At 75.3% G+C, this 21,871-nt stretch carries 16 protein-coding genes; 8 read left to right on the forward strand and 8 right to left on the reverse strand.

Features of this window, described 5'->3' with window-relative positions; genetic code table 11:
• Window positions 1-221 precede the first annotated feature (221 nt).
• Window positions 222-2,831: an ExeM/NucH family extracellular endonuclease gene (locus ACI78Z_RS15310; RefSeq protein ID WP_457037392.1), complete on the forward strand. Its 2,610-nt coding sequence runs from the start codon at window positions 222-224 to the stop codon at window positions 2,829-2,831.
• An 87-nt stretch (window positions 2,832-2,918) separates the two neighbouring features.
• On the opposite strand, the gene malQ is transcribed toward ACI78Z_RS15310, so the two are convergent.
• Window positions 2,919-4,748: a 4-alpha-glucanotransferase gene (gene malQ / locus ACI78Z_RS15315; protein WP_457037393.1), complete on the reverse strand. Its 1,830-nt coding sequence runs from the start codon at window positions 4,746-4,748 to the stop codon at window positions 2,919-2,921.
• A 129-nt stretch (window positions 4,749-4,877) separates the two neighbouring features.
• Here malQ and ACI78Z_RS15320 point away from each other — a divergent pair, with 129 nt between their 5' ends.
• The 3 genes from ACI78Z_RS15320 to ACI78Z_RS15330 all read left to right on the forward strand — a co-directional run bounded on the left by ACI78Z_RS15320 (window position 4,878) and on the right by ACI78Z_RS15330 (window position 9,196).
• Window positions 4,878-6,533, forward strand: a complete 1,656-nt coding sequence (locus ACI78Z_RS15320; RefSeq protein WP_457037394.1) for a thiamine pyrophosphate-binding protein — start codon at window positions 4,878-4,880, stop codon at window positions 6,531-6,533.
• A 200-nt stretch (window positions 6,534-6,733) separates the two neighbouring features.
• Window positions 6,734-8,284 (forward strand): putative bifunctional diguanylate cyclase/phosphodiesterase, encoded by a 1,551-nt coding sequence (locus tag ACI78Z_RS15325; protein WP_457037395.1) that lies wholly within the window; start codon window positions 6,734-6,736, stop codon window positions 8,282-8,284.
• 180 nt (window positions 8,285-8,464) lie between these two features.
• A complete protein-coding gene (locus ACI78Z_RS15330; RefSeq protein ID WP_457037396.1) occupies window positions 8,465-9,196 on the forward strand; it encodes an HNH endonuclease signature motif containing protein in 732 nt (243 codons plus the stop codon).
• A gap of 214 nt (window positions 9,197-9,410) precedes the next feature.
• Here ACI78Z_RS15330 and ACI78Z_RS15335 read toward each other — a convergent pair whose 3' ends face one another.
• Entirely contained in the window at window positions 9,411-10,151 is a 741-nt protein-coding gene (locus ACI78Z_RS15335) for an ANTAR domain-containing protein (RefSeq protein WP_457037397.1), read from the reverse strand.
• 446 nt (window positions 10,152-10,597) lie between these two features.
• Between ACI78Z_RS15335 and ACI78Z_RS15340 the strand changes: the two genes are divergently transcribed.
• Together ACI78Z_RS15340 and ACI78Z_RS15345 are read left to right on the forward strand one after the other, a co-directional pair.
• Window positions 10,598-11,647: a TIGR03885 family FMN-dependent LLM class oxidoreductase gene (locus tag ACI78Z_RS15340; protein ID WP_457037398.1), complete on the forward strand. Its 1,050-nt coding sequence runs from the start codon at window positions 10,598-10,600 to the stop codon at window positions 11,645-11,647.
• Complete coding sequence (locus tag ACI78Z_RS15345) at window positions 11,644-13,314, forward strand: alpha-amylase family protein (RefSeq protein WP_457037399.1); 1,671 nt, start codon at window positions 11,644-11,646, stop codon at window positions 13,312-13,314. The genes ACI78Z_RS15340 and ACI78Z_RS15345 overlap by 4 nt, the downstream gene beginning before the upstream one ends.
• Here ACI78Z_RS15345 and ACI78Z_RS15350 read toward each other — a convergent pair.
• Window positions 13,260-13,943, reverse strand: coding sequence for a 4'-phosphopantetheinyl transferase family protein (locus tag ACI78Z_RS15350; RefSeq protein ID WP_457037400.1), 684 nt, complete (start codon window positions 13,941-13,943; stop codon window positions 13,260-13,262). The two genes, ACI78Z_RS15345 and ACI78Z_RS15350, sit on opposite strands and share 55 nt — an antisense overlap.
• Before the next feature lie 78 nt (window positions 13,944-14,021).
• Window positions 14,022-14,747, reverse strand: a complete 726-nt coding sequence (locus ACI78Z_RS15355; RefSeq protein ID WP_457037401.1) for a hypothetical protein — start codon at window positions 14,745-14,747, stop codon at window positions 14,022-14,024.
• 310 nt (window positions 14,748-15,057) lie between these two features.
• On the opposite strand from ACI78Z_RS15355, the gene ACI78Z_RS15360 reads away from it, so the two are divergent.
• Entirely contained in the window at window positions 15,058-15,705 is a 648-nt protein-coding gene (locus ACI78Z_RS15360) for a hypothetical protein (protein ID WP_457037402.1), read from the forward strand.
• 43 nt (window positions 15,706-15,748) lie between these two features.
• Here the strand turns inward: ACI78Z_RS15360 and ACI78Z_RS15365 are convergent, their stop codons facing one another.
• The 4 genes from ACI78Z_RS15365 to ACI78Z_RS15380 form a co-directional block, all read right to left on the reverse strand.
• Complete coding sequence (locus tag ACI78Z_RS15365) at window positions 15,749-16,516, reverse strand: sulfite exporter TauE/SafE family protein (protein WP_457037403.1); 768 nt, start codon at window positions 16,514-16,516, stop codon at window positions 15,749-15,751.
• Complete coding sequence (locus ACI78Z_RS15370) at window positions 16,513-17,253, reverse strand: hypothetical protein (protein ID WP_457037404.1); 741 nt, start codon at window positions 17,251-17,253, stop codon at window positions 16,513-16,515. The genes ACI78Z_RS15365 and ACI78Z_RS15370 overlap by 4 nt, the downstream gene beginning before the upstream one ends.
• 55 nt (window positions 17,254-17,308) lie before the next feature.
• Window positions 17,309-18,088 carry a sulfite exporter TauE/SafE family protein gene (locus ACI78Z_RS15375; protein ID WP_457037405.1) on the reverse strand — a complete coding sequence of 260 codons (780 nt, stop codon included), beginning with the start codon at window positions 18,086-18,088 and terminating at the stop codon, window positions 17,309-17,311.
• Between the two features lie 174 nt (window positions 18,089-18,262).
• On the reverse strand, window positions 18,263-20,827 hold the full coding sequence (locus ACI78Z_RS15380; RefSeq protein WP_457037406.1) for a DEAD/DEAH box helicase: 2,565 nt from the start codon (window positions 20,825-20,827) through the stop codon (window positions 18,263-18,265).
• Window positions 20,828-20,942: 115 nt separating this feature from the next.
• Here ACI78Z_RS15380 and ACI78Z_RS15385 point away from each other — a divergent pair, with 115 nt between their 5' ends.
• On the forward strand, window positions 20,943-21,800 hold the full coding sequence (locus tag ACI78Z_RS15385; RefSeq protein WP_457037407.1) for a glucose 1-dehydrogenase: 858 nt from the start codon (window positions 20,943-20,945) through the stop codon (window positions 21,798-21,800).
• Window positions 21,801-21,871 lie beyond the last annotated feature (71 nt).

The raw sequence follows: 21,871 nt of genomic DNA on the forward strand, positions 1-21,871 counted from the left end.
GCAGAGTGTCGCACGAGGTCGAACGCCTGTTCGGCCGGAATGCCTCGGGATGCGCGCGGTGATTACGGCCGACGACCCCCGCCCCGTGGGCCCCGCGGGTGACCCGACGTGATGCCTGATCGTCGTTGGCGCGTCATCGATCGCTCACCTACGGTCACGACAGTGTCCACGGGGCACAGTCAGCGTCCGGTTGTCACGCCGTCCACCGGAGGTCCTCCACCGTGCACCCACCAGCCGGCCGCGGAGCCGCTCGCGCAGCCGTCGGCGTCGCCGCCGTCTCCCTCGCCGTCGCCGGGCTGCCGATCGTCGCGTCGGCCGCCGCACCCACCGCGCCCCACGTCTCGGAGATCCACTACGACAACGTGGGGACCGACACCGGCGAGTTCGTCGAGGTGCACGTCCCCGCGGGCGCCGACTCCTCGGGGCTCTCGATCGTCCTCTACAACGGCAACGGCGGGGCGACCTACGCGGAGATCCCCGTGCCCGCGCCGGCGGCCGGTGCGTCCGTCGTCGCCGTCGACACGCCCGGCCTGCAGAACGGCAGTCCCGACGGGCTCGCCCTCCTGCGGGACGGCGCCGTCCTGGAGTTCCTCTCCTACGAGGGCGTCCTCACGGCGACCGACGGGCCGGCCGCCGGCCGGACGAGCACGGACATCGGCGTCTCCGAGCCCGACAGCACACCCGTCGGCCAGTCGCTGTCCCGGACCTACGACGCCACGGCCGACGGGCTGGTCTGGGCGGGACCCGCGGCGTCGTCCCGGGGGTCGGTCGACGGGGCCGGCAGCGAGCCCGAGCCGGCCGACGTCTGCGCGGCCCCGGTCGCGCACGCGATCGGCGCGGTCCAGGGCGCCGGCGCGGCGACGCCGCTGGCCGGGCAGCAGGTCACCGTCCGCGGCACCGTCGTGGGCGACCTCCAGGGGACGGGTGGCTTCCATGGCTTCCACCTGCAGGACGCCGGGGACGGCGACTCCGCGACCTCCGACGGCGTCTTCGTGTCCAGCACCGTCCCGGTCGCGCTGGGCGACGAGGTCGCGGTCACCGGGACGGCGGGCGAGTTCTCCGGCCAGACGCAGATCACCTCGAGCACCGGCGTCGCGGTCTGCGCGGACGACCGCGTGGCCGAGCCGGTGGCCGCGCCGCTCGACCTGCCCGCCGACGACGCCGCCCGCGAGCGCGTCGAGGGGATGCTCGTCGAGCCCGCCGACGAGCTGACGGTCAGCGAGGTCTTCGCGCTGACCCGGTACGGCGAGCTGACCCTCGCGCAGGGCGGCGTCCTCGTGCAGCCCACCGAGCTGGCCCGGCCGGGCACCGAGGCGGCGGCGCAGGTGGCCCGCGACAACGCCGCGCGCCGGATCGTGCTCGACGACGGCCGGGACGCCTCGACCAGCACCACGCGGCGGCCCCACCTCTCGCCGACCACGCCGGTGCGGGTCGGCGACGTCGCGCGGTTCCGGGAGTCCCTCGTCATGGGCTTCGGTTTCGGCTCGTGGCGGCTGCAGCCGGCCGACGGCACCGCGGACGGCGTCCTCGCCGGGCAGGACACCCGTCCGGAGGCACCGGAGGAGGTCGGCGGCGACGTGCGGCTGGGCACCTTCAACGTGCTGAACTACTTCCTCACCTGGACCGGCCCGGACGCCCGCGGCGCCCGCGACGGCGCGCAGTTCGAGCGGCAGGCCGACAAGATCGTCGAGGCGATCACCGCGCTGGACGCCGACGTCGTCAGCCTGCTCGAGGTCGAGGACACCGACTCCACCGGCCTCACGCCGGGCGACGCCGACACCGCCCTGGCCGACCTGGTGCGCCGGCTGAACGAGGAAGCCGGCGCCGAGGTGTGGGCGTTCGTGCCGATGTCGCAGGAGCTCTACGCCGTCGACCGCGACGTCATCCGCAACGCGATCGCCTACCGCAGCGACGTCGTCCGGCCGGTCGGCGACCCCGTCGGCCTGGTCGACGAGAGCGTGTGGGCCAACGCCCGTGAGCCGCAGGCGCAGACGTTCACCGAGGACGGCGACGCCTTCACCGTCGTGGCCAACCACTTCAAGTCCAAGAACGACAGCGATCCGGCGCAGTCGGGCAACGACAACGCCGACGCCGGCGACGGTCAGGGGGCCTTCACCGGCGACCGGGTCCGGCAGGCGCAGTCGGTGGCCGCCTTCGCCGGGCGCCTGGCGCAGGCCACCGGCGACCCCGACGTCGTGCTCCTGGGGGACCTCAACGCCTACACGCGGGAGGACCCGATCGAGGCCCTCCGGGAGGCCGGGTACACCGACCTCGGCGAGGAGTTCGACCCCGGCCGGTACGGCTACGTCTTCAGCGCGCTGTCGGGCTCGCTCGACCACGCCCTGGCCACCCCGTCCCTGACCGCCAAGGTCACCGGCGTGGCGCACTGGAGCATCAACTCGGTGGAGTCGTCCGCCTACCAGTACGCCGGTGACCGGGCGCTGTACGCGCCGGGCCCGTACCGGTCCAGCGACCACGACCCGCTGGTCGTCGGGATCGACCTGGAGGAGCGCTGCCAGGGTCTCGCCCCGACGATCCGCGGCACCGAGGGCGACGACGAGCTGCACGGCACCGACGGCCGCGACGTGGTCATGGGCCTCGGTGGGGACGACGTGCTGATCGGCGGCACCGAGGACGACGTCCTCTGCGGCGGCGCCGGTGCGGACGCGGTCACCGGTGACAACGGGGACGACGTCCTGCTGGGCGGTCTGGGCGACGACGCCCTCGACGGCGGCAACGGCGACGACACCCTGGTGGGCGGGCCCGGCACGGACACCCTGGAGGAGGGGCGGGGCAGCGGCACGCGGGACCAGGAGGGGGCGGCGTCCTGAAGGAGGACCCCCCTGCTGACGGGATCGGCGGTCTCGCACGGTTCCGGGCCTCGGAGCGTGCGAGACCGCCGATCTCGCCGGGAGCGGTCAGGAGCCCATGACCCCCTCGGCGAGGGTCCGGGCGACCGTCTGCAGCAGCGGGTGCGCCGGCAGGTCCTCGACCAGCACCGGCAGCGGCAGCGACCAGTTGGGCCGGTCGGTGGTCCCGGGCATGTTCGGGCGGCGCCGCTCGCCGACGGCGTCGTCCAGGGTGGCCGAGAGCAGCAGCGACGGCGCCTGCGCCAGCAGCTCGTGGGCCCGCTTCACCGCCGTCTCGGGCCGGGCGTTCTTCCGCAGGCCCGGCAGCTTCTCCAGCAGGGACATCCGGCCGCGCTCGAGCTCCTCGTCGGTCCCGGTGCCGCGCTCCCGCTGCTCTTCCACGTCCGCGCCGGTCCACAGCCCGGCCACGGTGGGCAGGTCGTGGGTCGTGATCGCCGCCATCGCCGTCTCGGGCCACCGGGCCGGCGGCTCCTCCTCGAACCACAGCAGCCGGTAGCTGAGGATGCCGTGCTCGGCCAGCGCCTCGCGGACGCCCTCCTCGACGGTGCCGAGGTCCTCGCCGACGACGACGGCCTGCGCGCGGGAGCTCTCCAGCGCGACGATGTCGAGCAGGTCCTCGGCGGGGTAGCGCACGTAGGCGCCGTCCGCGGCGCTGCCGCCGGTGGGCACCCACCACAGCCGGAACAGGCCCATGACGTGGTCGATGCGCAGGCCGCCGGCGCCGGCCATCGTGGCCCGGATCGACTCGACGAACGGCTCGTAGTCCGCGGCGCGCAGCTGCCAGGGCACCAGCGGCGGCGAGCCCCAGTCCTGGCCGTTCGCGTTGAAGGCGTCCGGCGGGGCGCCGACGGACGCGCCCTGGGCCAGCACGTCCTGCCAGGTCCAGGCGTCGGCGCCGCCGCCGGCGACGCCGATCGGCAGGTCCTGGATGACGGTCATGCCCTCGGTGGCCCGCTCCAGCTGCAGGTGCAGGCACCACTGCAGCCACGCGTGGAAGGCGACGGCGCGCTCGTGCTCGGCCACGAAGGCGCCGACGGCGTCGCTGCGCGGGTCGCGCAGCTCCTCGGGCCAGGTGTGCCAGTCGGGGCCGTGGACGTCGGCCAGCGCGCACCAGCTGGCCCAGTCCTGCAGCTTCTGGCCCTGGTGCCACCACCAGTCGGGAAAGGCCGGGGCGTCGCTGCCGGCGGCGTCGAAGACCCGGCGCAGCACCTCCCGCTTGCGCGCCCAGATCGCGTCGCGGTCGATGAGCTCGCCGTCGTTCAGCGCGGGCCCGGCGGCGTCGAGGTCGACGGCGTCCGCGCCGGGCACCTCCTCGACCCGCAGGTAGACCGGGTTGCGGAACCGGCGGGTGGCCGGCAGGTAGGGGCTGGCCTCCTGCTGCGGCGTCGGCGCGACGGCGTGCAGCGGGTTGATGAGCACGAACCCGGCGCCCTGGTCCGCGGCCATCTCGCGGACGGCGCGCAGGTCGGCGAGGTCGCCGATGCCCCAGCTGCCGCGGCTGCGGGTCGCGTACAGCTGCACCGCCCAGCCCCAGGCCCGCCCGTCGGGGAGCCAGCACCGGCCGGGGGAGACGATGAGCCGGCGGCGCGGGCCCCCGGGCGCCTGCAGCCAGTGGTAGCCGAGCGGGAAGTCGTCGGGCAGCTCGCCGTCGACGTGCCGGGTGGAGCCGTCCTCGAGGGTCACCTCGGCCTCGTCGACCTCCAGCGCGTCGCCGGGGCGGGCCACGATGGGGGCCCGGTCCTCGAGGTCGGCCGGCGGGGTGCCGATCACCTCGCGCAGGCGCTCGATCGTGGCCTCGGAGACCTGGTGTTCCTCGTCGAGGGCGTCGAGCCAGCTGGCGTCGATGCCCCACTCGTCGGTGCTGGGAGTGCGCGTCACCCCCCGATACTCCCCAGCGCGCCCGCCGCCCACACGGCAGGACGCGAGTGGTGCCGCTCTCGTCGGGTCGCGCGGCCGGGTCGCGTCCGACAGCATCGGCCCCGGTGTCCGCACTGCCCCGGGAGACCGATGAGAGCCCAGCGCGCCGAGGCCGCGACGGGTGCGGACCACCTCGTCGCGGCCCTGCAGGACCTCGGCGTGGAGACGCTCTTCGGACTCCCCGGGGTGCACAACCTCGCCGTCTGGGAGGCGGCCGCCGCGGCCGGGCTCCGGGTGCTCGGCGTCCGGCACGAGCAGGCCGCCGTCTACGCGGCCGACGGGTACGCCCGCGCGACCGGCCGGTTGGGCGTGGCCGTGGTGACGACGGGCCCCGGCGCGGCGAACACCCTGGGGGCCACGGGGGAGGCCATGGCGTCGGGGGCGCCGGTGCTCGTGGTGGCCACCGACATCCCGTCGACCCTGCGGCGTCCGGGCGTGTACCGGGGCGTGCTGCACGAGACCCGGGACCAGGCGGCTCTGTTCGCGCCGGTCACGAAGGCCACCGTGGTGACCTCGGCGGTGCAGGACCTGTACGCCGACACCGTCCGCGCGGGCTCGGCCGCGCTGCGGCCGTCGACCGGGCCGGTCCACCTGGGCGTGCCCACCGACCTGCTCGCCGCACCGGCGGGCGACGTGGCCCGCGCGCCGGTGCCGCCCGTCCCCGCGAACCCGGTGGACGAGGACGAGCTGGCCCGCGCCCGCGAGCTGCTCGCCCGGGCCCGCCGCCCGCTGGTGTGGGCCGGCGGTGGGGCGCTCCGGTCGGGGGCCGGCGACCTCGTCGGTGAGCTCGCCGTGCGGCTGGCCGCCCCGGTCGTCACCACCTTCGGCGGGCGCGGCCTGCTGCCGCCGGACCACCCCTGCCTGGTGCCCGGCCCGCCGCACGTCCCCGCGGTCGGCCGGCTGTGGGACGAGGCGGACCTCGTGGTGTCCCTGGGCAGCGACCTCGACGGCACGAACACCCAGAACTGGGCCATGCCGCGCCCGCCGGCGCTGCTGGCGGTCAACGTCGACCCCGCCGACGCCGCGAAGAACTACCCGGCCGACGTCGTGGTGACCGGCGACGTCGGGGCCGTGCTCGGCCGGCTGCTCGACGGACTGCCGCAGCGGGACGGCCTGCCGGCCCTCTCCACGGCCCGCGACGCCCTGGCCGGCGAGGTGCGAGCCCTGGTCCGCGCCGAGGAGCCGCAGGCGGAGGCGCTGCTCGACGCGCTCGACCGGGTGTCCGACCGGACGGGCGTGCTGCTCGCGGACATGTGCATCGCCGGCTACTGGGCGGCCGCCTTCGCCCGCGTCCCGGGACCGCGCCGGCTGGCGTACGCGCTGGGCTGGGGGACCCTCGGCTACGCCTTCCCGGCCGCCATCGGGGCGGCGGTCGCCGGCCGGGGCCGGGCCCTGGTCCTCGTGGGGGACGGCGGCTTCCTGTTCGCCTGCGGGGAGCTGGCCACCCTCGCCCAGGAGCAGCTGCCGGTCACGACCGTCCTCGTCGACGACGGCGGGTACGGGATGCTGCGGTTCGACCAGGTGCACGCCGGCGTCCCGACACGGGGCGTCGACCTGGTGACCCCGGACTTCGTCGCCCTCGCGCGGTCCTTCGGGGTGCCCGCCCGGGCGGTGGACGGCTTCGGCGCGGAGTTCGCCGCCGCGCTGGCCGAGAGCATGGTCACCGACGGCCCGGACGTCCTCGTGGTGCGGGCAGCGCTCACGCCGCCGCCGTCCACGTCGCCCCGCTGGTACCGGCGCCCGTGACCCCCGGCCGCTGGAGGGTGCACGGTCCCCGCCGCGACGGCACCGGGGCGCACGTGGACGTGCCCAACGACCCGGGCCGGGTCGCGCACCTGCCGGGCTGATCCGGCTCACCCCTCGGGGTGACGGCCGGCCCGGATCGCTCGAGCCGCCTGCCCCAGCGGCCGACGACCGACGGGTACGCCCCCGACGGAAGGCCAGCAGTGGACGACGCCCCGGCACGGCCCCCCGCCCGCGGCCTGCAGATCGCGGTCCTCTCCGGGGTGCTGGCGGCCACGCTGACCGTCGCGCACGTCGCCGCCGCGCGGCTGGCGACCGGCTCCGAGCAGGTGCTGCTGCACCTGCTGCTCAGCGGCGTGGCCGGCGCAGGTGCGGCCGCGCTCGCCGCCCGTCGGGTGCGGCGCACCGAGGCCGACCTGGCCCGGCTGGCCTTCTCCGACGTCCTGACCGGGCTGGCCAACCGCGCGCTGTTCACCGACCGGCTGGAGCTGGCGCTGCGCCGCACCGCGCGCAGCGGCGGCGAGGTGGCCGTCGTCTTCCTCGACCTCGACGGCTTCAAGGCCGTCAACGACAGCCTGGGCCACGCCGCCGGCGACCGGCTGATCCGCGAGGTGGGGCGGATGCTGCAGTCCGCCGTCCGGACCGAGGACACCCTCGCCCGCCTCGGCGGCGACGAGTTCGCGATCCTCGTCGAGCGCTCGCCGGGCGTCCAGGAGGCCACCCGGATCGCCGAGCGGGTCCACGCCGCGCTGGCCGACCAGGTCGACCTGGGTGGGCAGCGGGTCAGCGTCTCGGCGAGCATCGGCATCGCCACCGGGGACGTCGCGGCGACGGCGTCCTCCCTGCTGCGGGACGCCGACAACGCCATGTACTGGGCCAAGGGCGCCGGCCGGGGCCGCTCCGTCGTGTTCAACCCGCAGATGCGCTCGGCCGCCGCCGAACGCCGGCAGCTGGAGGCCGACCTGTGGGCCGCCATCGCCGGGGACCAGTTCCGGCTGGTCTACCAGCCCGTCGTCGATCTGGGCAGCGAGCGGGTCACCGGCTTCGAGGCCCTGTTGCGCTGGGACCACCCTGTGCTCGGCGTCGTGCTGCCCGAGCGGTTCCTACCGGTCGCCGAGGAGATCGGGCTGGTGCCCGCCATCGGCCGGTGGGTCATCGCGCAGGCGTGCACGGCCGCGGCCGCCTGGCGGCGCGACCACCCGGCCGCGGCCGAGCTGTCGATGGCGGTCAACGTCTCGCCGTCCCAGCTGGGGTCACCCGGGCTGCTCGAGGACGTCCGGACGGCGCTGGCGGTCAGCGGGCTGCCGCCGTCCGCGCTGGTGCTGGAGCTGACCGAGTCGGTGCTGGTGCGCGACCCGGTGCTGGCCGCCGAGCGGCTGCACGAGCTGCGCGGCCTCGGCGTGAAGGTCGCCCTCGACGACTTCGGCACCGGCTACTCGTCGCTGTCCCACCTGCGGCAGTTCGCCGTCGACATCCTCAAGATCGACCGGTCCTTCGTCAGCACCATCGACGACACCGGCGCGATGCCGGCGATCCTGCGCGGGCTGATCACCCTCGGGCACACCCTCGACCTGGAGATCGTCGCCGAGGGCATCGAGCAGGAGCGCCAGCGCACCCACCTCCGCGACGGGCAGGTCGCGCTCGCGCAGGGCTACCTGTTCGCCGCACCGCTGGAGCACACGGACGCCGAGCTGCTGCTGCTCGGCGGGGCCAGCACGCCCACCGAGGGGTCCGGTACCGCGACTCCTGCCTGACCGCCCGGCCGCTCGGCCTGCTGCGCTCGGGCATCCTGGTCGATCTGGTGCTGCGCCCGTGGCGGGTGCCCGACCCGGTGGCCGCGCACCTCGAGGTGCAGGTGCCGCCGGGGCGCTGACCCCGACCGGTTCCTGGCGTCGGGCGCGCCGGTGCCGGCCGCGTTCACCCCGCCGGGAGCGGTGCCCGGGCCGACCGGGGCGGTGGCCGGCACCCCGATCACCGCCGCCCACGTGCGCGACCTGCTCGCCCAGCTCGACGCGATCGGCCTCCAGACGCCGCCGGGCGGCAGCCTCAGCGCCGCCTGCACCGACGACACCGGCGCCCCGCAGGCCGTCGCCACGCTGCGGGAGCTGCGGCAGGCGGCCCGCCGCGGCTGCCCCACCCCTCCGGCCGGGGCCTGCGGCTGCCCGCTCATCGGCCGCCCGGAGCCGACCGACGCGTACCAGCCCACCGCCGCGCAGCGCCGGTTCCTGCACACCCGGGACCGCACCTGCCGGCATCCCGGCTGCGACAACCGGACCGGCTGGGCCGACGCCGACCACGTCCTCCCGCACGCGAACGGCGGGGCGACCGACTGCGCCACCCTGTGCTGCCGGTGCCGCCGGCACCACCGGCCCAAGACCCTCGCCCCCCGGCTGGGTCTACGCCACGACCCCCGACGGGATCCTCACGGTGCGGGCACCCAGCGGGGTGACCCGCACCAGCCGGCCACCGGACCCGCAGCTGACCGGGCCCCGCGTCCGCACCCGACCACCCGACCGGCCACCACCGGCACCCGGCCCCGCCGACGACCCGCCGCCCTTCTAGGACCGCGGCTGCCGATGCCGCGGTTGTGCGCGGAGCGGGGGCTGGAACTCGACATCGAGGACGCGGAGTGGGTGTCGTCGTACTGGGGTCACGGTCAGCCCTGACGCGTGACGGATCAGTTGCCGAGACCCGGCCGGCGGATGTCGTCGTCGACGATCGTGGTCCGCGTGAGCCTGCGCGACCGCTCAGGCGGTGCGGGTGTCCGGGAGCCGCGCTGGCCCTTGCCGCCCGACCGCCCTTCGCGAGCCGACGGCCACCGCGACTGACCGAGCTGTCCCTAGGCGGCCCACCGAGGGACACGTAGGCAACGCATGGCCACTAGTTCTCGTTGCTGGGGCTGCCGCTCACACCGTCGACAATGGACTGGGCGATGTCGCGGAGCTTCCGGTTGCACCGCTGGGACGCTTGTGCGAGGAGGCCGAAGGCCTCGGTCGCGCCGCAGCGTCTCTGACTCATCAGGATGCCCTTGGCCTGTTCGATGACGGCTCGTGTCTGCATGGCCCGGTCCAGGTTCTCGGCCAGGTCACGGGTGCTCTCGTAGAGGTGCATGTTGTGCACGGCCACGGCGACGTAGGAGGCGAAGGCTCGGGCGACGTCTCTGGCGTCGTCGTCGAAGGCGTCGGTCTCGACCGCGTAGAGGTTGAGGGCGCCGTGGATGGCCTCCCGTACCGGTACGGGGACGGACATGGAGCTCAGAGCGCCGCGCTCGACGCACTGCTGGGCGTAGTCCGGCCAGCGCGTCTCCTCGCGGGCGTCGGTGATCTCCCGGATCTCCTCACCGACCGCGGCTTCCAGGCATGGGCCGTAGCCGCGACCGTACTGCGACTCGTCGAGGTCGAGCGCCAGGGTTCCGGTGTAGGCCGCGGTGGTGGCCTTGTCGTTGGACACCAGGCTGACCGAGGCCTCGGCGACGCCGGGGATGACCCGTTTGGCCAGGTCCGCGACCTTCTGCAGCATCTCGTCCAGGGAGTTGTCGTCGAAGGACAGCCGGCCGAGTTCGGCGAAGGCGGCGTTGACATCGACAGGCTCGGGGGACGGCTGATCGTGGTCGGTGCTCATGAGCGGTTCCGGTGTGTCGGGTCCGGCTGGTCGACGAACCCTCTCGACGACCCCGGAGTGAGTCGCCTGGAGCGGGTGACCCGTGATCCGCCAGGCCAACGGGACGGCCTGTCAGGAGCCGCTGCTGCGGCGCGGCCGCCAAGGTACTCGCGCCGGGACGGAACACCCACCGATGGTCGCCCCGGTTGCCGACACCCGGGACGCACCAGCCGGCAGCCCCTGGAGTGGCCTCGACGGCGGAGGTCGGCTGACACCGCACCAGCCCGCACCGCCCCCGGCGGCGGCGACCCCCGCCCACCGCGGGATCCGGGCGGTCACGGTCCGGAGGCACCGGCCGCGCTGCACCGCGACACCGGCGCCACCCCGCCACTGCCGGGCCGGGTCCGCCGCCGCCGCCGGGCCGAGTCCGCAGGTAGCGGGCGCGGCGGCGGGGTAGAGGGCCCCGCATGACGGTGATCGGGTTCCACAACTCGCACGAGCAGGTCCACCCCGCGGAGTTGCTGCGCGCGGTCCAGCACGCCGAGGAGGTCGGCTTCACCGCGGCCATGTGCTCTGACCACCTCGAGCCGTGGAACGAGCGCCAGGGCCACTCGGGCTTCGCCTGGTCCTGGCTCGGCGCGGCCCTCGCCACCACCGGCCTGCCCTTCGGCGCGGTCAACGCCCCCGGCCAGCGCTACCACCCGGTGATCGTCGCCCAGGCGATCGCCACCCTGGGCGCGATGTTCCCCGGCCGCTTCTGGGTCGCCCTCGGCTCGGGCGAGGCGATGAACGAGCACGTCACCGGCCACGTCTGGCCGCGCAAGGAGATCCGCGACGCCCGGCTGCGCGAGTGCGTCGACGTCATCCGCGCGCTGCTGGCCGGCGAGGAGGTCAGCCACGAGGGCCTGGTCACCGTCGACCGCGCCCGCATCTGGACCCTCCCCGAGCAGCAGCCGGCCCTCATCGCGCCCGCCGTCACCGCCGCGACCGCCCGCCGGCACGCCGCCTGGGCCGACGGCCTGGTCACCATCAACCAGCCGCACGACACCCTCCGCGAGCTCATCGACGGCTACCGCGACGCCGGCGGCCAGGGCACCCTCACCATCCAGGTGCACGTCTCCTGGGACCCCGACCCCGACCGCGCGATGGCCATCGCCCACGACCAGTGGCGCAGCAACGTCTTCCCGCCGCCGCTGTGCTGGGACCTCGACACCACCCGCGCGTTCGACCAGGCCAGCGCGCACGTGACACCCGAGGCCGTCGCCGCGGCGGTGCGCGTCTCCGCCGACCTCGGCCAGCACGCCGAGTGGATCGCCGAGTACGTCGAGCTCGGCTTCGACCAGGTGTACCTGCACCACGTCGGCAAGGAGCAGCTGCCCTTCCTCGACGCCTTCGGCGCGCACGTCCTCCCGCAGTTCGCCCCGACCCACCCCGCTCCGGCGGTGGCCATCGACCCGGTCGGCCCGTCGCAGCCGCGCCGTCCGCACCAGGAACCGCAGCCGGCGGTGCTGCCGTGAGGATCACCGACACCGCGGACCTGTGGTGGAAGAACGCCGTCGTCTACTGCCTGGACGTCGAGACCTACATGGACTGGGACGGCGACGGCTGCGGCGACCTCGCCGGCCTCGCCCAGCGCATCGACCACCTCGCCGACCTCGGCGTGACCTGCCTGTGGCTGATGCCCTTCTACCCGACCGCCGAGCGCGACGACGGCTACGACATCACCGACTTCTACGGTGTCGACCCGCGACTGGGTACCCACGGCGACCTGGTCGAGGTCATCCGCACCGCCCGCGACCGCGGCATGCGGGTGATCGCCGACCTGGTCGTCAACCACACCTCGGCCCGGCACCCGTGGTTCCAGCGGGCCCGGCAGAGCCGCGAGGACCCCTTCCACGACTTCTACGTCTGGCGGGACGACGAGCCGCCGGACACCTCCGACCAGGTCGTCTTCCCCGACCAGGAGCACAGCCTCTGGACGTTCAACGAGCCGACCGGCGAGTGGTACCAGCACCGCTTCTACAAGGAGCAGCCGGACCTGAACGTCGCCAACCCGCGCGTGCGGGACGAGGTCGCCAAGGTCATGGACTTCTGGCTGCAGCTCGGCCTGTCCGGCTTCCGCGTCGACGCCGTCCCCTTCTTCCTGGAGGTGGAGCCGGACGACGCCGAGGCGCTCCCCGACCCGCACGAGTACCTGCGCGCGCTGCGCCGGCTGCTCGGCCGCCGCACCGGCGACGGCATCCTGCTGGGCGAGGTGAACCTGCCGCACGAGCAGCAGGTCGAGTTCTTCGGCGGTGCCGACGGCGACGAGCTGACGATGCTCTTCGACTTCGTCGGCATGCAGGCCCTCTACCTGTCGCTGGCCCGCGCCGACGCCGGCCCGGTCACCCGCGCCCTGCAGGAGCGGCCCGCCGTGAACCCGGACAGCCAGTGGGCCACCTTCGTGCGCAACCACGACGAGCTGACCCTGGACAAGCTCTCCGAGGACGAGCGGAAGGAGGTGTTCGCCGCCTTCGGCCCGGAGGAGCGGATGCAGGTCTACGGCCGCGGCCTGCGCCGCCGGCTGCCGCCGATGCTGGACGGCGACCCGCGGCGCATCCGGATGGTCTACAGCCTGCTGTTCAGCCTGCCCGGCACCCCGGTGCTGTTCTACGGCGAGGAGATCGGCATGGGGGAGGACCTCGACGCCGAGGGGCGACTGGCCGTCCGGACGCCGATGCAGTGGACGTCGGGCCTCAACGGCGGCTTCTCCACCGCCGACCCCGACCGGCTGCCCGGTCCGGTGGTCGACGGCGGGTTCGCGCCCGAGTTCGTCAACGTGGCCGACCAGCGCCGCGACGAGGGCTCCCTGCTGTCGTTCACGAAGCTGCTCATCCGCCGGTACCGGGAGTCACCGGAGCTCGGCTGGGGGGAGTTCCGGCTGCTCGACCAGCCGCACCCCGAGGTGCTGGCCCACCTGTGCAGCTGGGACGACGGCGCGCTGGTCGCCGTCCACAACCTGTGCCCGGAGCCGCGCACCGTGCCGCTGGCGCTCGACGGCTGCGGCGCCGACCACCGGCTGGAGGACCTGCTGGTCACCCGGACGACGCCGGTCGCGGAGGACGGTGCGGTCGAGCTGACCCTCGACGGCTACGGGTACCGCTGGCTGCGGGTGGTCGGGCCGGACAGCCGCCGGCTGCTCTGACGCAGCAGCGGCCCGGCGTCCCGCCGGACGACGTCGTCCGGGGCGGTGCCCACGCCCGCCAGCGCGGCGACGAAGCCGGCCGGCGCGGGCAGGTCGCGCAGCCACACCGCCTCCGGCCCGTCCCGCCCCAGCAGCCGGAGCGGGGTGGACGGCGGGGTGCCGACGAGCCCGTCCGCGGGGATCCCGACCCCCTCGCCGGTGGCCCTGAGCACCGCCTCGCGCCGCGCCCGGGCGGCGGTGGACGCCCGCGGCTGCCCGGGCGCGGACCGGCCGTCCGCCTCGACGTCCACGCCGACCGGGCCGCCGGGCAGGACGGCGACGGCGACGCAGTGGCCCGCGTGGGAGATCGAGAAGTGCAGCCCCTCGGTGTCGGCCAGCCGGGGCCGGCCGTGCGGCCCGCCGCACGCGGGACACGTCCGGTCGATCCGCAGCGCGGCCGGGGGCGTCCCGAGCGCGGCGCCCAGCACCAGCCGGGCGACCGCCGCGCCCGCCGTCAGCCGCTGCCGGTCGGCCGGGGAGGCCAGGCGCGCCCGCCGGACCAGGTCCGCCTCGCCGAGCAGCGCGTCGTGCTCCGGGCGGACGTCGACCGGCCGGGCCCACCACACCTGGCACACCCCGGGCAGCGGCACCGGGTCCGGTCCCCACCGTGGCCAGGGTGGCCGCCCGTACGCCGGCACCACGGGGTCATCCCGGCCCGGAGGAGGACGTCACGGGCCGTCGTCCCCCGGGACCCTGGGGGCGGGGACCGCGGGGGGAGCCAGCGCGCAGGTCGGCCGGGCCCAGGGCACCGGGTCGGCCTCCGGGTTCCCGGCCAGCACGTCCAGCGCGGTGCGGAGGGACCCGCCGATCCGGGCCGCCGCCTCGGCGTCCAGGACGTCGCAGCGGTACCGCAGCCGCAGCGCCAGGCGTCCGCGGTGGTGCACGGACGCGACCTCCAGCACGGCGCCGTCGACCAGGTCGCCGCCCGCCCCGGTGGGATCGAACACGACCTCCGACGACGGCCCGCGGGTCCCCAGCTCACGGCGCAGCGCGTCGACGTCCGCGTGCCGGTGTGCCAGCAGCCCGGCCTCGGTCGTCGCGACGTGCCGCACCAGCTCGCGCCACGTCGCGGCGTCCACCGAGAGCCGGCAGGGCAGTGGCGAACGGCCGTCGCCGGCGACGTAGCCCGTGACGACGTCCGGCCCCCCCGTGAGGTCGGCCAGCACCCGGGCGTGCGCGGCCAGCAGCACCGACCCCAGGGGGACGGTGAGCCGGTCGGCGATCCGTCGCAGAGCGACCAGCGTCGCGTCGGACAGGGGCACCTCGACCTCGGCCGTGCCGGGCACCGGCCTGACTGCCCAGCGCGGGAGGCCGGTCCACCCGCCGGCGAGGAGCGCCGCCCGCCAGAAAGTGCGGCCGGCGTCCGTGGCCGGCGGCGTGCCGACGGCGGTCACCGGGCGCCTGCCCCGTGCCGTCCTCGGACCCGGTGCCGGGGCGTGCGGTGCACGACCGGGTCGGCGAGGGCCAGCGCGTCCTCCCACGACACGTCCACGAGATCCTCCACTGGACGGGTGCTGTCGGCCTGGTGGTGCGGAGGAGTCTGGGCCACACGGGGGTTGCGTCACCATCGGACATCTGGACTAGTCCGGATGTCCCGGGACCAGGGTCCCTGTGTCGTCGTGTCGTCGTGTCGTCGTGTCGAGGTGTCGACACCCGGACCGGCCTCCCCGCCGGTGTCGGCGCCGCCGCCTAGCGTGGGCGGCGATGTCCGAGGCACCCCGCACCCCGTCGTCCCCCGTGACCACCGAGCTGCCGGCGGCCGCGCCCGCCGGCGCGACACCCTCCGGCGCCGCGCCCGCCGGCGCCGCGCCCGCCGGCGCCGCGCCCTCCGGCCCCGTGCCCTCGGGTCCCGTGCCGTCCGGGCCGGTCCCGCCCACCCCGACGGCGACCGGCCCCATCCCGGTGGGCACGCCGCCGGCGCCGCCGCAGCCGGCCGAGCCCGGTCCGGCGCCGGAGGGTGTCCAGCCCACGGCCCCCGTCTCCCGCCGCCCGCGGATCGGTCCCCGGAGTGCGTTCCCGCTGACCCGGATGGGTCCGTGGGCGCCGGTCGCTGGGGCGGTCGCCGGCCTGCTCGCCGGCCTGGTCGTCGTGCTGCTGCTCAGCGACGTCGCCGAGGCCTTCCGCGAGCGGTTGGCCCTGGTCTTCCTGACCGTCGGGCTGGGCATGCTCGGTGCCGCGGGCGCGCTGCTCGCCGACGAGGTGCGGCTGGTGCGCCGCGGCGCGCGCGAGGCGGGCATCCGGCCCGCCTGGGTGGAGGCGACGGCCAACCTCATCAACGGCCTGACCCCAGCCCGGCTGCTGCTGCTGGCCAGCGCGTTCGTCCTCTTCCTGGCCGCCTACGTCAGCACCTGAGCGCTCGCCCGGACGCCGGGACACCCGGCGTCCGGGCCGCCGCTCAGGTGTAGGCCTGGATCGCCAGGTGCACCGCCAGGCCGAGGCCGGCGAGGGCGATGAGCCGGCGCAGCAGGGGCTGCGGGGCACGGCGCACGATCCGCGGGCCGAGGCGCCCGCCGACGAACAGCCCGACCGCCAGCGGCACGGCCGCGGACCAGGCCACCGGCGCGAACACCGCGAAGCCGACGGCCGCCGTCAGGTTGGCCGCACCGAGCACCACGTTGCGCAGCGCGTTGCCGACCGCCAGCCCCTCGCCGGTCGAGAGCAGGAACAGCGCGAGCAGCATGACGCCGGCCGCCGCGCCGAAGTAGCCGCCGTAGACCGCGACGGCGGCGACGGCCCCGGGCAGCCACCACGGGTCCCGGTGCGTCGGGTGCGCGGCGGCTCCCCGCTCGGCCAGCTCGCGCGGCGGCCGCTGCAGGAGCATCGCGATCGCGGCGCCGGCGATCAGCCACGGCACGATCCGCTCGAAGGCGTCCGACGGCGTCAGCAGCAGCAGGGCCGCCCCGGCCGCGCCGCCGAGCACCGCCCCGACCGTCAGCCGCAGCAGCCGCCGTCCCTGGCCGCGCAGCTCGGGTCCCGAGGCGCTCACCGCGCCCACGCCGTTGAGCACCAGGGCCACGGTGTTGGTGACGTTGGCCGCCACCGGCGGCAGCCCGGCCGCGAGCAGCGCCGGGTAGCTCACCAGCGACGCCAGGCCCGCGATGCTGCCCGTGAGCCCTCCGCCGATGCCGGCCAGCACGAGGAGGGCGAACCCCGCAGCGGTCACCCGGCGTCGCGGTCGGGGCCGCCCTGCAGGTCCGCGGGCACGAGGCGGCCGGCGACGATGTCCTCGGCGATGTCGTCGACCACCCGGCCCGCGGCGATCGCCGAGGCGCGCATCGTGGCGATGGCGTCCGGGGCGTCCAGCCCGAAGGTGAGGCCGACCAGCCCCATGGCCTGCCAGACGTTGGCCCGCCGTTGGGCGTCGGGCCCGTCCAGCCAGCCGCTGCCGTCGTCGGGGAACTCCGGCCCGGTCACCGTGAGCGCCAGCTCCTGGGTGGTCGCCAGGGCGACGGCCTGGACGTCGGCGCGGTCCAGCCCGGTGAGCGTCGCGGGGTCGCGCACGTACAGGTCCAGGACGACGAGCGGTCCCATGGGCGGCGGCAGCGGCACCGAGAGCACGGCGCGGAAGCCGGTCTCGTTGAGCAGCGCGGCCCACAGCTGCGGCCAGTTGCGCGCGATGTCCTCGAGGGAGAAGGCGATCGCCGTGCCGTTGTCCTGCGCGCGCAGGCAGGGGCCGTCGCCGACGGTGAACTGCAGGCGTTCGGCGTGGGTGGTCTCGCCGTCGCTGGCGCCGATGGGCGTCCGCAGCATGCCGACGTGCAGGCTCAGCCCGGCGCCGTCGACGGCCAGGGCGGTGGCGCAGGCCCGCGCCAGTCGGGACGGCAACAGGTCGGGGCCGTCGAGGTCGGGTGCTGAGGTGGCGAGGGCTCCGTCGAAGCGTTCGGCTGCACTCCCGGTCATGGGTCAAGCTTGCCGTCCCGGCGCGGTCGCTCCGACACCGGCCGGTCCGGGTGGGTCAGCGGGTCAGCAGGACCGCGATCGCGGCGCACCCCAGCGCGACGATCGCGGCGCGCAGCACGGCCGGTGGGAGCCGGCGGCCGAACCGGGCGCCGACGTACCCGCCCAGCAGGGACCCGGCGGCCACCAGCCCGGCGGCGCGCCAGTCGACGCGGTCGGTGGCCACGACCACGTAGGCCCCGGCGGCGACGGCGTTGACCGCCAGGGTGAGCACGTTCTTGATCGCGTTGAGCCGCTGCAGCGACTCGCGCAGCAGCAGCCCGAAGACGCCGATCTGCAGCACGCCCTGGCTGGCCGAGAAGTAGCCGCCGTAGCTGCCGGTGAGGTACGCCCCGGCGAAGAGCGCGGCCATCCGGCCGGGGCCGATCCCGGACGGCGGCTCGTCTCCCGACCGCCGGCGCGCCAGCGCCCGCTGCACCCGCGGCTGGACGGCGACGAGGACGACGGCCAGCCCGACGAGGACCGGGACGATCGCCTCGAAGCTGCTCGCCGGCAGGTGCAGCAGCAGGAAGGCGCCGGTCAGCGCGCCGAGCACCGAGGCGGGCAGCAGCCGCACCAGCAGCCGGCGCTGGCCGGCCAGCTCCCGGCGGTACCCCAGCGACCCGGCGAGGTTGCCCGGCACCAGGCCGAGGGAGTTGGTGATGGTCGCGGTCACCGGCGGCAGGCCGACGGCCAGCAGCACCGGGAAGGTCACCAGGGTGCCCGAGCCGACGACGGCGTTGATGGCGCCCGCGGCCAGCCCCGCCGCGGCGACGGCCAGCACCTCGACCACGGTCATGCGGACATCGGCCCGAGCTTGTCACAGGCGCCGGCCCCGTCCGCTCGCCGGACCGCGTCGGACCAGGTCCAACCCACCGTCCGAGGTCGCCCGCCCCCTCCGGCGTCGATCACGGGTTCGCCCCGGCGCCCCCGGCGCGGTGAGGGGTGGAGGGACCGCCTGGAGAGGGGCTCCTCAGTCCTTGCGGCCGGCGTCCACCACGCGCAGGACGACGGTGCCCTCCTCGTCGGACGCCTCGAGGTCGACCTCGACGTCGACGCCCCAGTCGTGGTGGCCCTCGGGGTCGTCGAGGATCTGCCGGACCCGCCAGACACCGGGCTCGCCCTTGTCCCAGATGAGCAGCGCCGGGCCGCGGGCGTCGGCGCCCGTGTTCAGCTCGCCGTGCTCGGCGAAGTAGGCCTGCACCACCTCGCCCCACCGGTCGGCGTCCCAGCCGGAGCCGCGGTCGAGCTCGCCGAGGTCGTACCAGCGGCGGCGGGCGAACAGCTCCACCCGGCGGAACAGCTGGTTGCGGACCATCGCGGTGAACGCCCGCTCGTTGCCGGTCAGCGGCCGCGGGCGGACCGGGACGGCGACAGGCGCGTCCAGCGGCTGGTCCGGGTTGGTGAGCTGCTCCCACTCGTCGAGCAGCGAGGAGTCCACCTGGCGCACCAGCTCGCCGAGCCACTCGACGAGGTCGGTCACCTCGTCGGTGCGGGCGGCGGCGGGGACGCCGGAGCGCAGCGCCTTGTAGGCGTCGGACAGGTAGCGCAGCACCGCGCCCTCGGCCCGCGTCAACCCGTAGGCGTTGACCAGCTCGCGGAAGGTGTAGGCGTTCTCCCACACGTCGCGGACGACGGACTTCGGCGACAGGTGCGCATCGGCCGCCCACGGGTTCGACCGGGTGTAGACCTCCAGCGCGTGCTCGAGCAGCCCGGCCAGCGGCTGCGGGTAGGTGATCTCCTCGAGCAGCTCCATGCGCTCCTCGTACTCGATCCCCTCGGCCTTCATCTGCGCGACGGCCTCGCCCTTGGCCTTGTTCAGCTGGGCGGCCAGGATCTGCCGCGGGTCGTCGAGGGTGGCCTCGATGACGCTGACCACGTCGAGGGCGTAGGTCTCCGAGTCGGGGTCGAGCAGGTCGATGGCGGCCAGCGCGAAGGTCGACAGCGGCTGGTTGAGCGCGAAGTCCGGCGGCAGGTCCACCGTCAGCCGGTACCGCCGCCCGTCCGGCTCGGGCTGGTCGAGCCGGACCAGGACGCCGGCCTGCAGCAGCGAGCGGGCGATGCCGATCGCCTCGCGGATGTGCCGCAGCTGGCGCTTGCGCGGCTCGTGGTTCTCGGTGAGCAGCCGGCGCATCGCGGCGTACGGGTCGCCGGGGCGGTCGACGACGTCGAGCACCATCGCCGTCGACACCCGCATGTTGCTGGTGAGCGGCTCGGGGTCGGCCTCGACCAGCCGCCGCATGGTGCCCTCGGACCACGGCACCATGCCCTCGGGCGCCTTCTTGCGGACGAGCTTGCGGCGCTTCTTCGGGTCGTCGGCGACCTTGGCGAACTGGCGGAGGTTCTCCACCTCGTGCTCGGGCGCCTGGACGACGACGGTGCCGGCGGTGTCGTACCCGGCCCGCCCGGCCCGGCCGGCGATCTGGTGGAACTCGCGGGCGTTGAGCAGCCGGGTGCGGGTGCCGTCGTACTTGGACAGCGCGGAGAACACCACGGTGCGGATCGGCACGTTGATGCCCACGCCGAGGGTGTCGGTGCCGCAGATGACCTTGAGCAGCCCGGCCTGGGCCAGCTGCTCCACCAGCCGCCGGTACTTGGGCAGCATCCCGGCGTGGTGGACGCCGATGCCGTGGCGGACAAGCCGGGACAGCGTCGTCCCGAAGGAGGTGGTGAACCGGAACCCGCCGATCATGTCGGCGATCGCGGCCTTCTCCTCCCTGGTGCACACGTTGACGCTCATCAGCGCCTGCGCGCGCTCCAGCGCCGAGGCCTGGGTGAAGTGGACGACGTAGACCGGCGCCTGCTTCGTGTCGAGCAGCTCCTGGATCGTCTCGTGCATCGGCGTCGTCGCGTAGTAGTGGTGCAGCGGCACCGGCCGTTCGGCGTTGGCCACCAGTGCGGTGGGCCGGCCGGTGCGGCGGGTGAGGTCCTCGCGCAGCCAGCCGGTGTCGCCGAGGGTGGCGCTCATCAGCAGGAACTGCGCCTTCGGCAGCTCCAGCAGCGGCACCTGCCAGGCCCAGCCGCGATCGGGGTCGCCGTAGAAGTGGAACTCGTCCATGACCACCAGGCCGACGTCGGCGTCGGCGCCCTCGCGCAGGGCGATGTTGGCGAGCACCTCGGCGGTGCAGGCGATGATCGGGGCGTCCCGGTTGACCGCGGCGTCGCCGGTGAGCATGCCGACGTTCTCGGCGCCGAAGACGCCGCACAGGGCGAAGAACTTCTCGCTGACCAGCGCCTTGATCGGTGCGGTGTACCAGCTGCGGCGGCCGGCGGCCAGCGCGGCGTACTGCGCGCCGGTGGCCACCAGCGACTTGCCCGACCCGGTGGGCGTGGCCAGGACGACGTTGGCGCCGCTGACCAGCTCGATCAGCGCCTCCTCCTGCGCCGGGTACAGCACGGTGCCGCCGGCCTCCGCCCACGCGGCGAAGCTGGTGTACAGCTCGTCGGGGTCGCCGCCGCGCGCCCGCAGCGCCGACAGGTCGGACGGGTCGTCGAGCAGGGGAGGAGCGGCGGTCCCGGGGGCGGTGGACAGAGTCATCGTGGGGACAGCGTGCCCGACGGCTCCCCTCTTCCCGTCGGGACGCTCCGGTTCCGGCCGCCGGGGCCCGGGTAGGCGAGCGCCCGTACCGACGCCGCACCGATGGAGGACGACCGTGTCCGAACCCCGCCCCGAGTCCCAGCCCGCCCAGCAGCAGGACGTCCCCGGCACCCTCGGGCAGATGACCCCCAAGCCCGACCACGGCGAGGAGAGCTACCGCGGCTCCGGCCGGCTGACCGGCAAGGCGGCGGTCATCACCGGCGGCGACAGCGGCATCGGCCGCGCCGTCGCGATCGCCTTTGCCCGCGAGGGCGCCGACGTCCTGATCTCGTACCTCAACGAGCACGAGGACGCCAAGGACACCGCCAAGTACGTCGAGGAGGCCGGCCGCAAGTGCGTGCTCGTCGCCGGTGACCTCGCCGACCGGGCCCACCAGAAGACGATCATCCCGAAGGCGGTGGAGGAGTTCGGCAAGGTCGACGTCCTGGTCAACAACGCCGCGTTCCAGATGAGCCACGACTCGCTCGAGGAGATCCCCGACGAGGAGTGGGACCACACCCTGGCGGTGAACCTGACCGCGATGTTCACGCTGACCAAGGACGCGATCCCGCACATGCCGTCCGGCGGGTCGATCATCAACTCGTCGTCGGTGAACTCCGACAACCCCAGCCCCAACCTGATCGCCTACGCGATGACCAAGGCCGGGATCGCCAACTTCACCGCCAGCCTGGCGCAGATGTACGCGGAGAAGGGCATCCGGGCCAACAGCGTGGCCCCGGGTCCGATCTGGACGCCGCTGATCCCGGCGACGATGCCGGAGGAGAAGGTGGAGAGCTTCGGCCAGCAGGTGCCGCTCGGTCGCGCCGGGCAGCCGGCCGAGCTGGCGCCGGTCTACGTGCTGCTGGCCAGCGACGAGGCGTCCTACGTCTCCGGCGCCCGCGTGGCGGTTACCGGCGGCAAGCCGATCCTGTGAGCGGTGCCTGTCTGATGACCAGCTGAGCTCACCGCCGCGCGTCCTGGCTCACCGTCGACGCTGAGCCAGGA

It is taken from the genome of Geodermatophilus sp. SYSU D01176 (genome assembly GCF_054050015.1).

What these genes read in the sequence shown, in the direction of transcription:
- ACI78Z_RS15320 (WP_457037394.1), top strand. Translation starts at nt 4,878, where the DNA reads ATGAGAGCCCAGCGCGCCGAGGCCGCGACGGGTGCGGACCACCTCGTC.
- ACI78Z_RS15335 (WP_457037397.1), bottom strand. Translation starts at nt 10,151, where the DNA reads ATGAGCACCGACCACGATCAGCCGTCCCCCGAGCCTGTCGATGTCAAC.
- ACI78Z_RS15340 (WP_457037398.1), top strand. Translation starts at nt 10,598, where the DNA reads ATGACGGTGATCGGGTTCCACAACTCGCACGAGCAGGTCCACCCCGCG.
- ACI78Z_RS15360 (WP_457037402.1), top strand. Translation starts at nt 15,058, where the DNA reads ATGTCCGAGGCACCCCGCACCCCGTCGTCCCCCGTGACCACCGAGCTG.
- ACI78Z_RS15370 (WP_457037404.1), bottom strand. Translation starts at nt 17,253, where the DNA reads ATGACCGGGAGTGCAGCCGAACGCTTCGACGGAGCCCTCGCCACCTCA.
- ACI78Z_RS15375 (WP_457037405.1), bottom strand. Translation starts at nt 18,088, where the DNA reads ATGACCGTGGTCGAGGTGCTGGCCGTCGCCGCGGCGGGGCTGGCCGCG.
- ACI78Z_RS15380 (WP_457037406.1), bottom strand. Translation starts at nt 20,827, where the DNA reads ATGACTCTGTCCACCGCCCCCGGGACCGCCGCTCCTCCCCTGCTCGAC.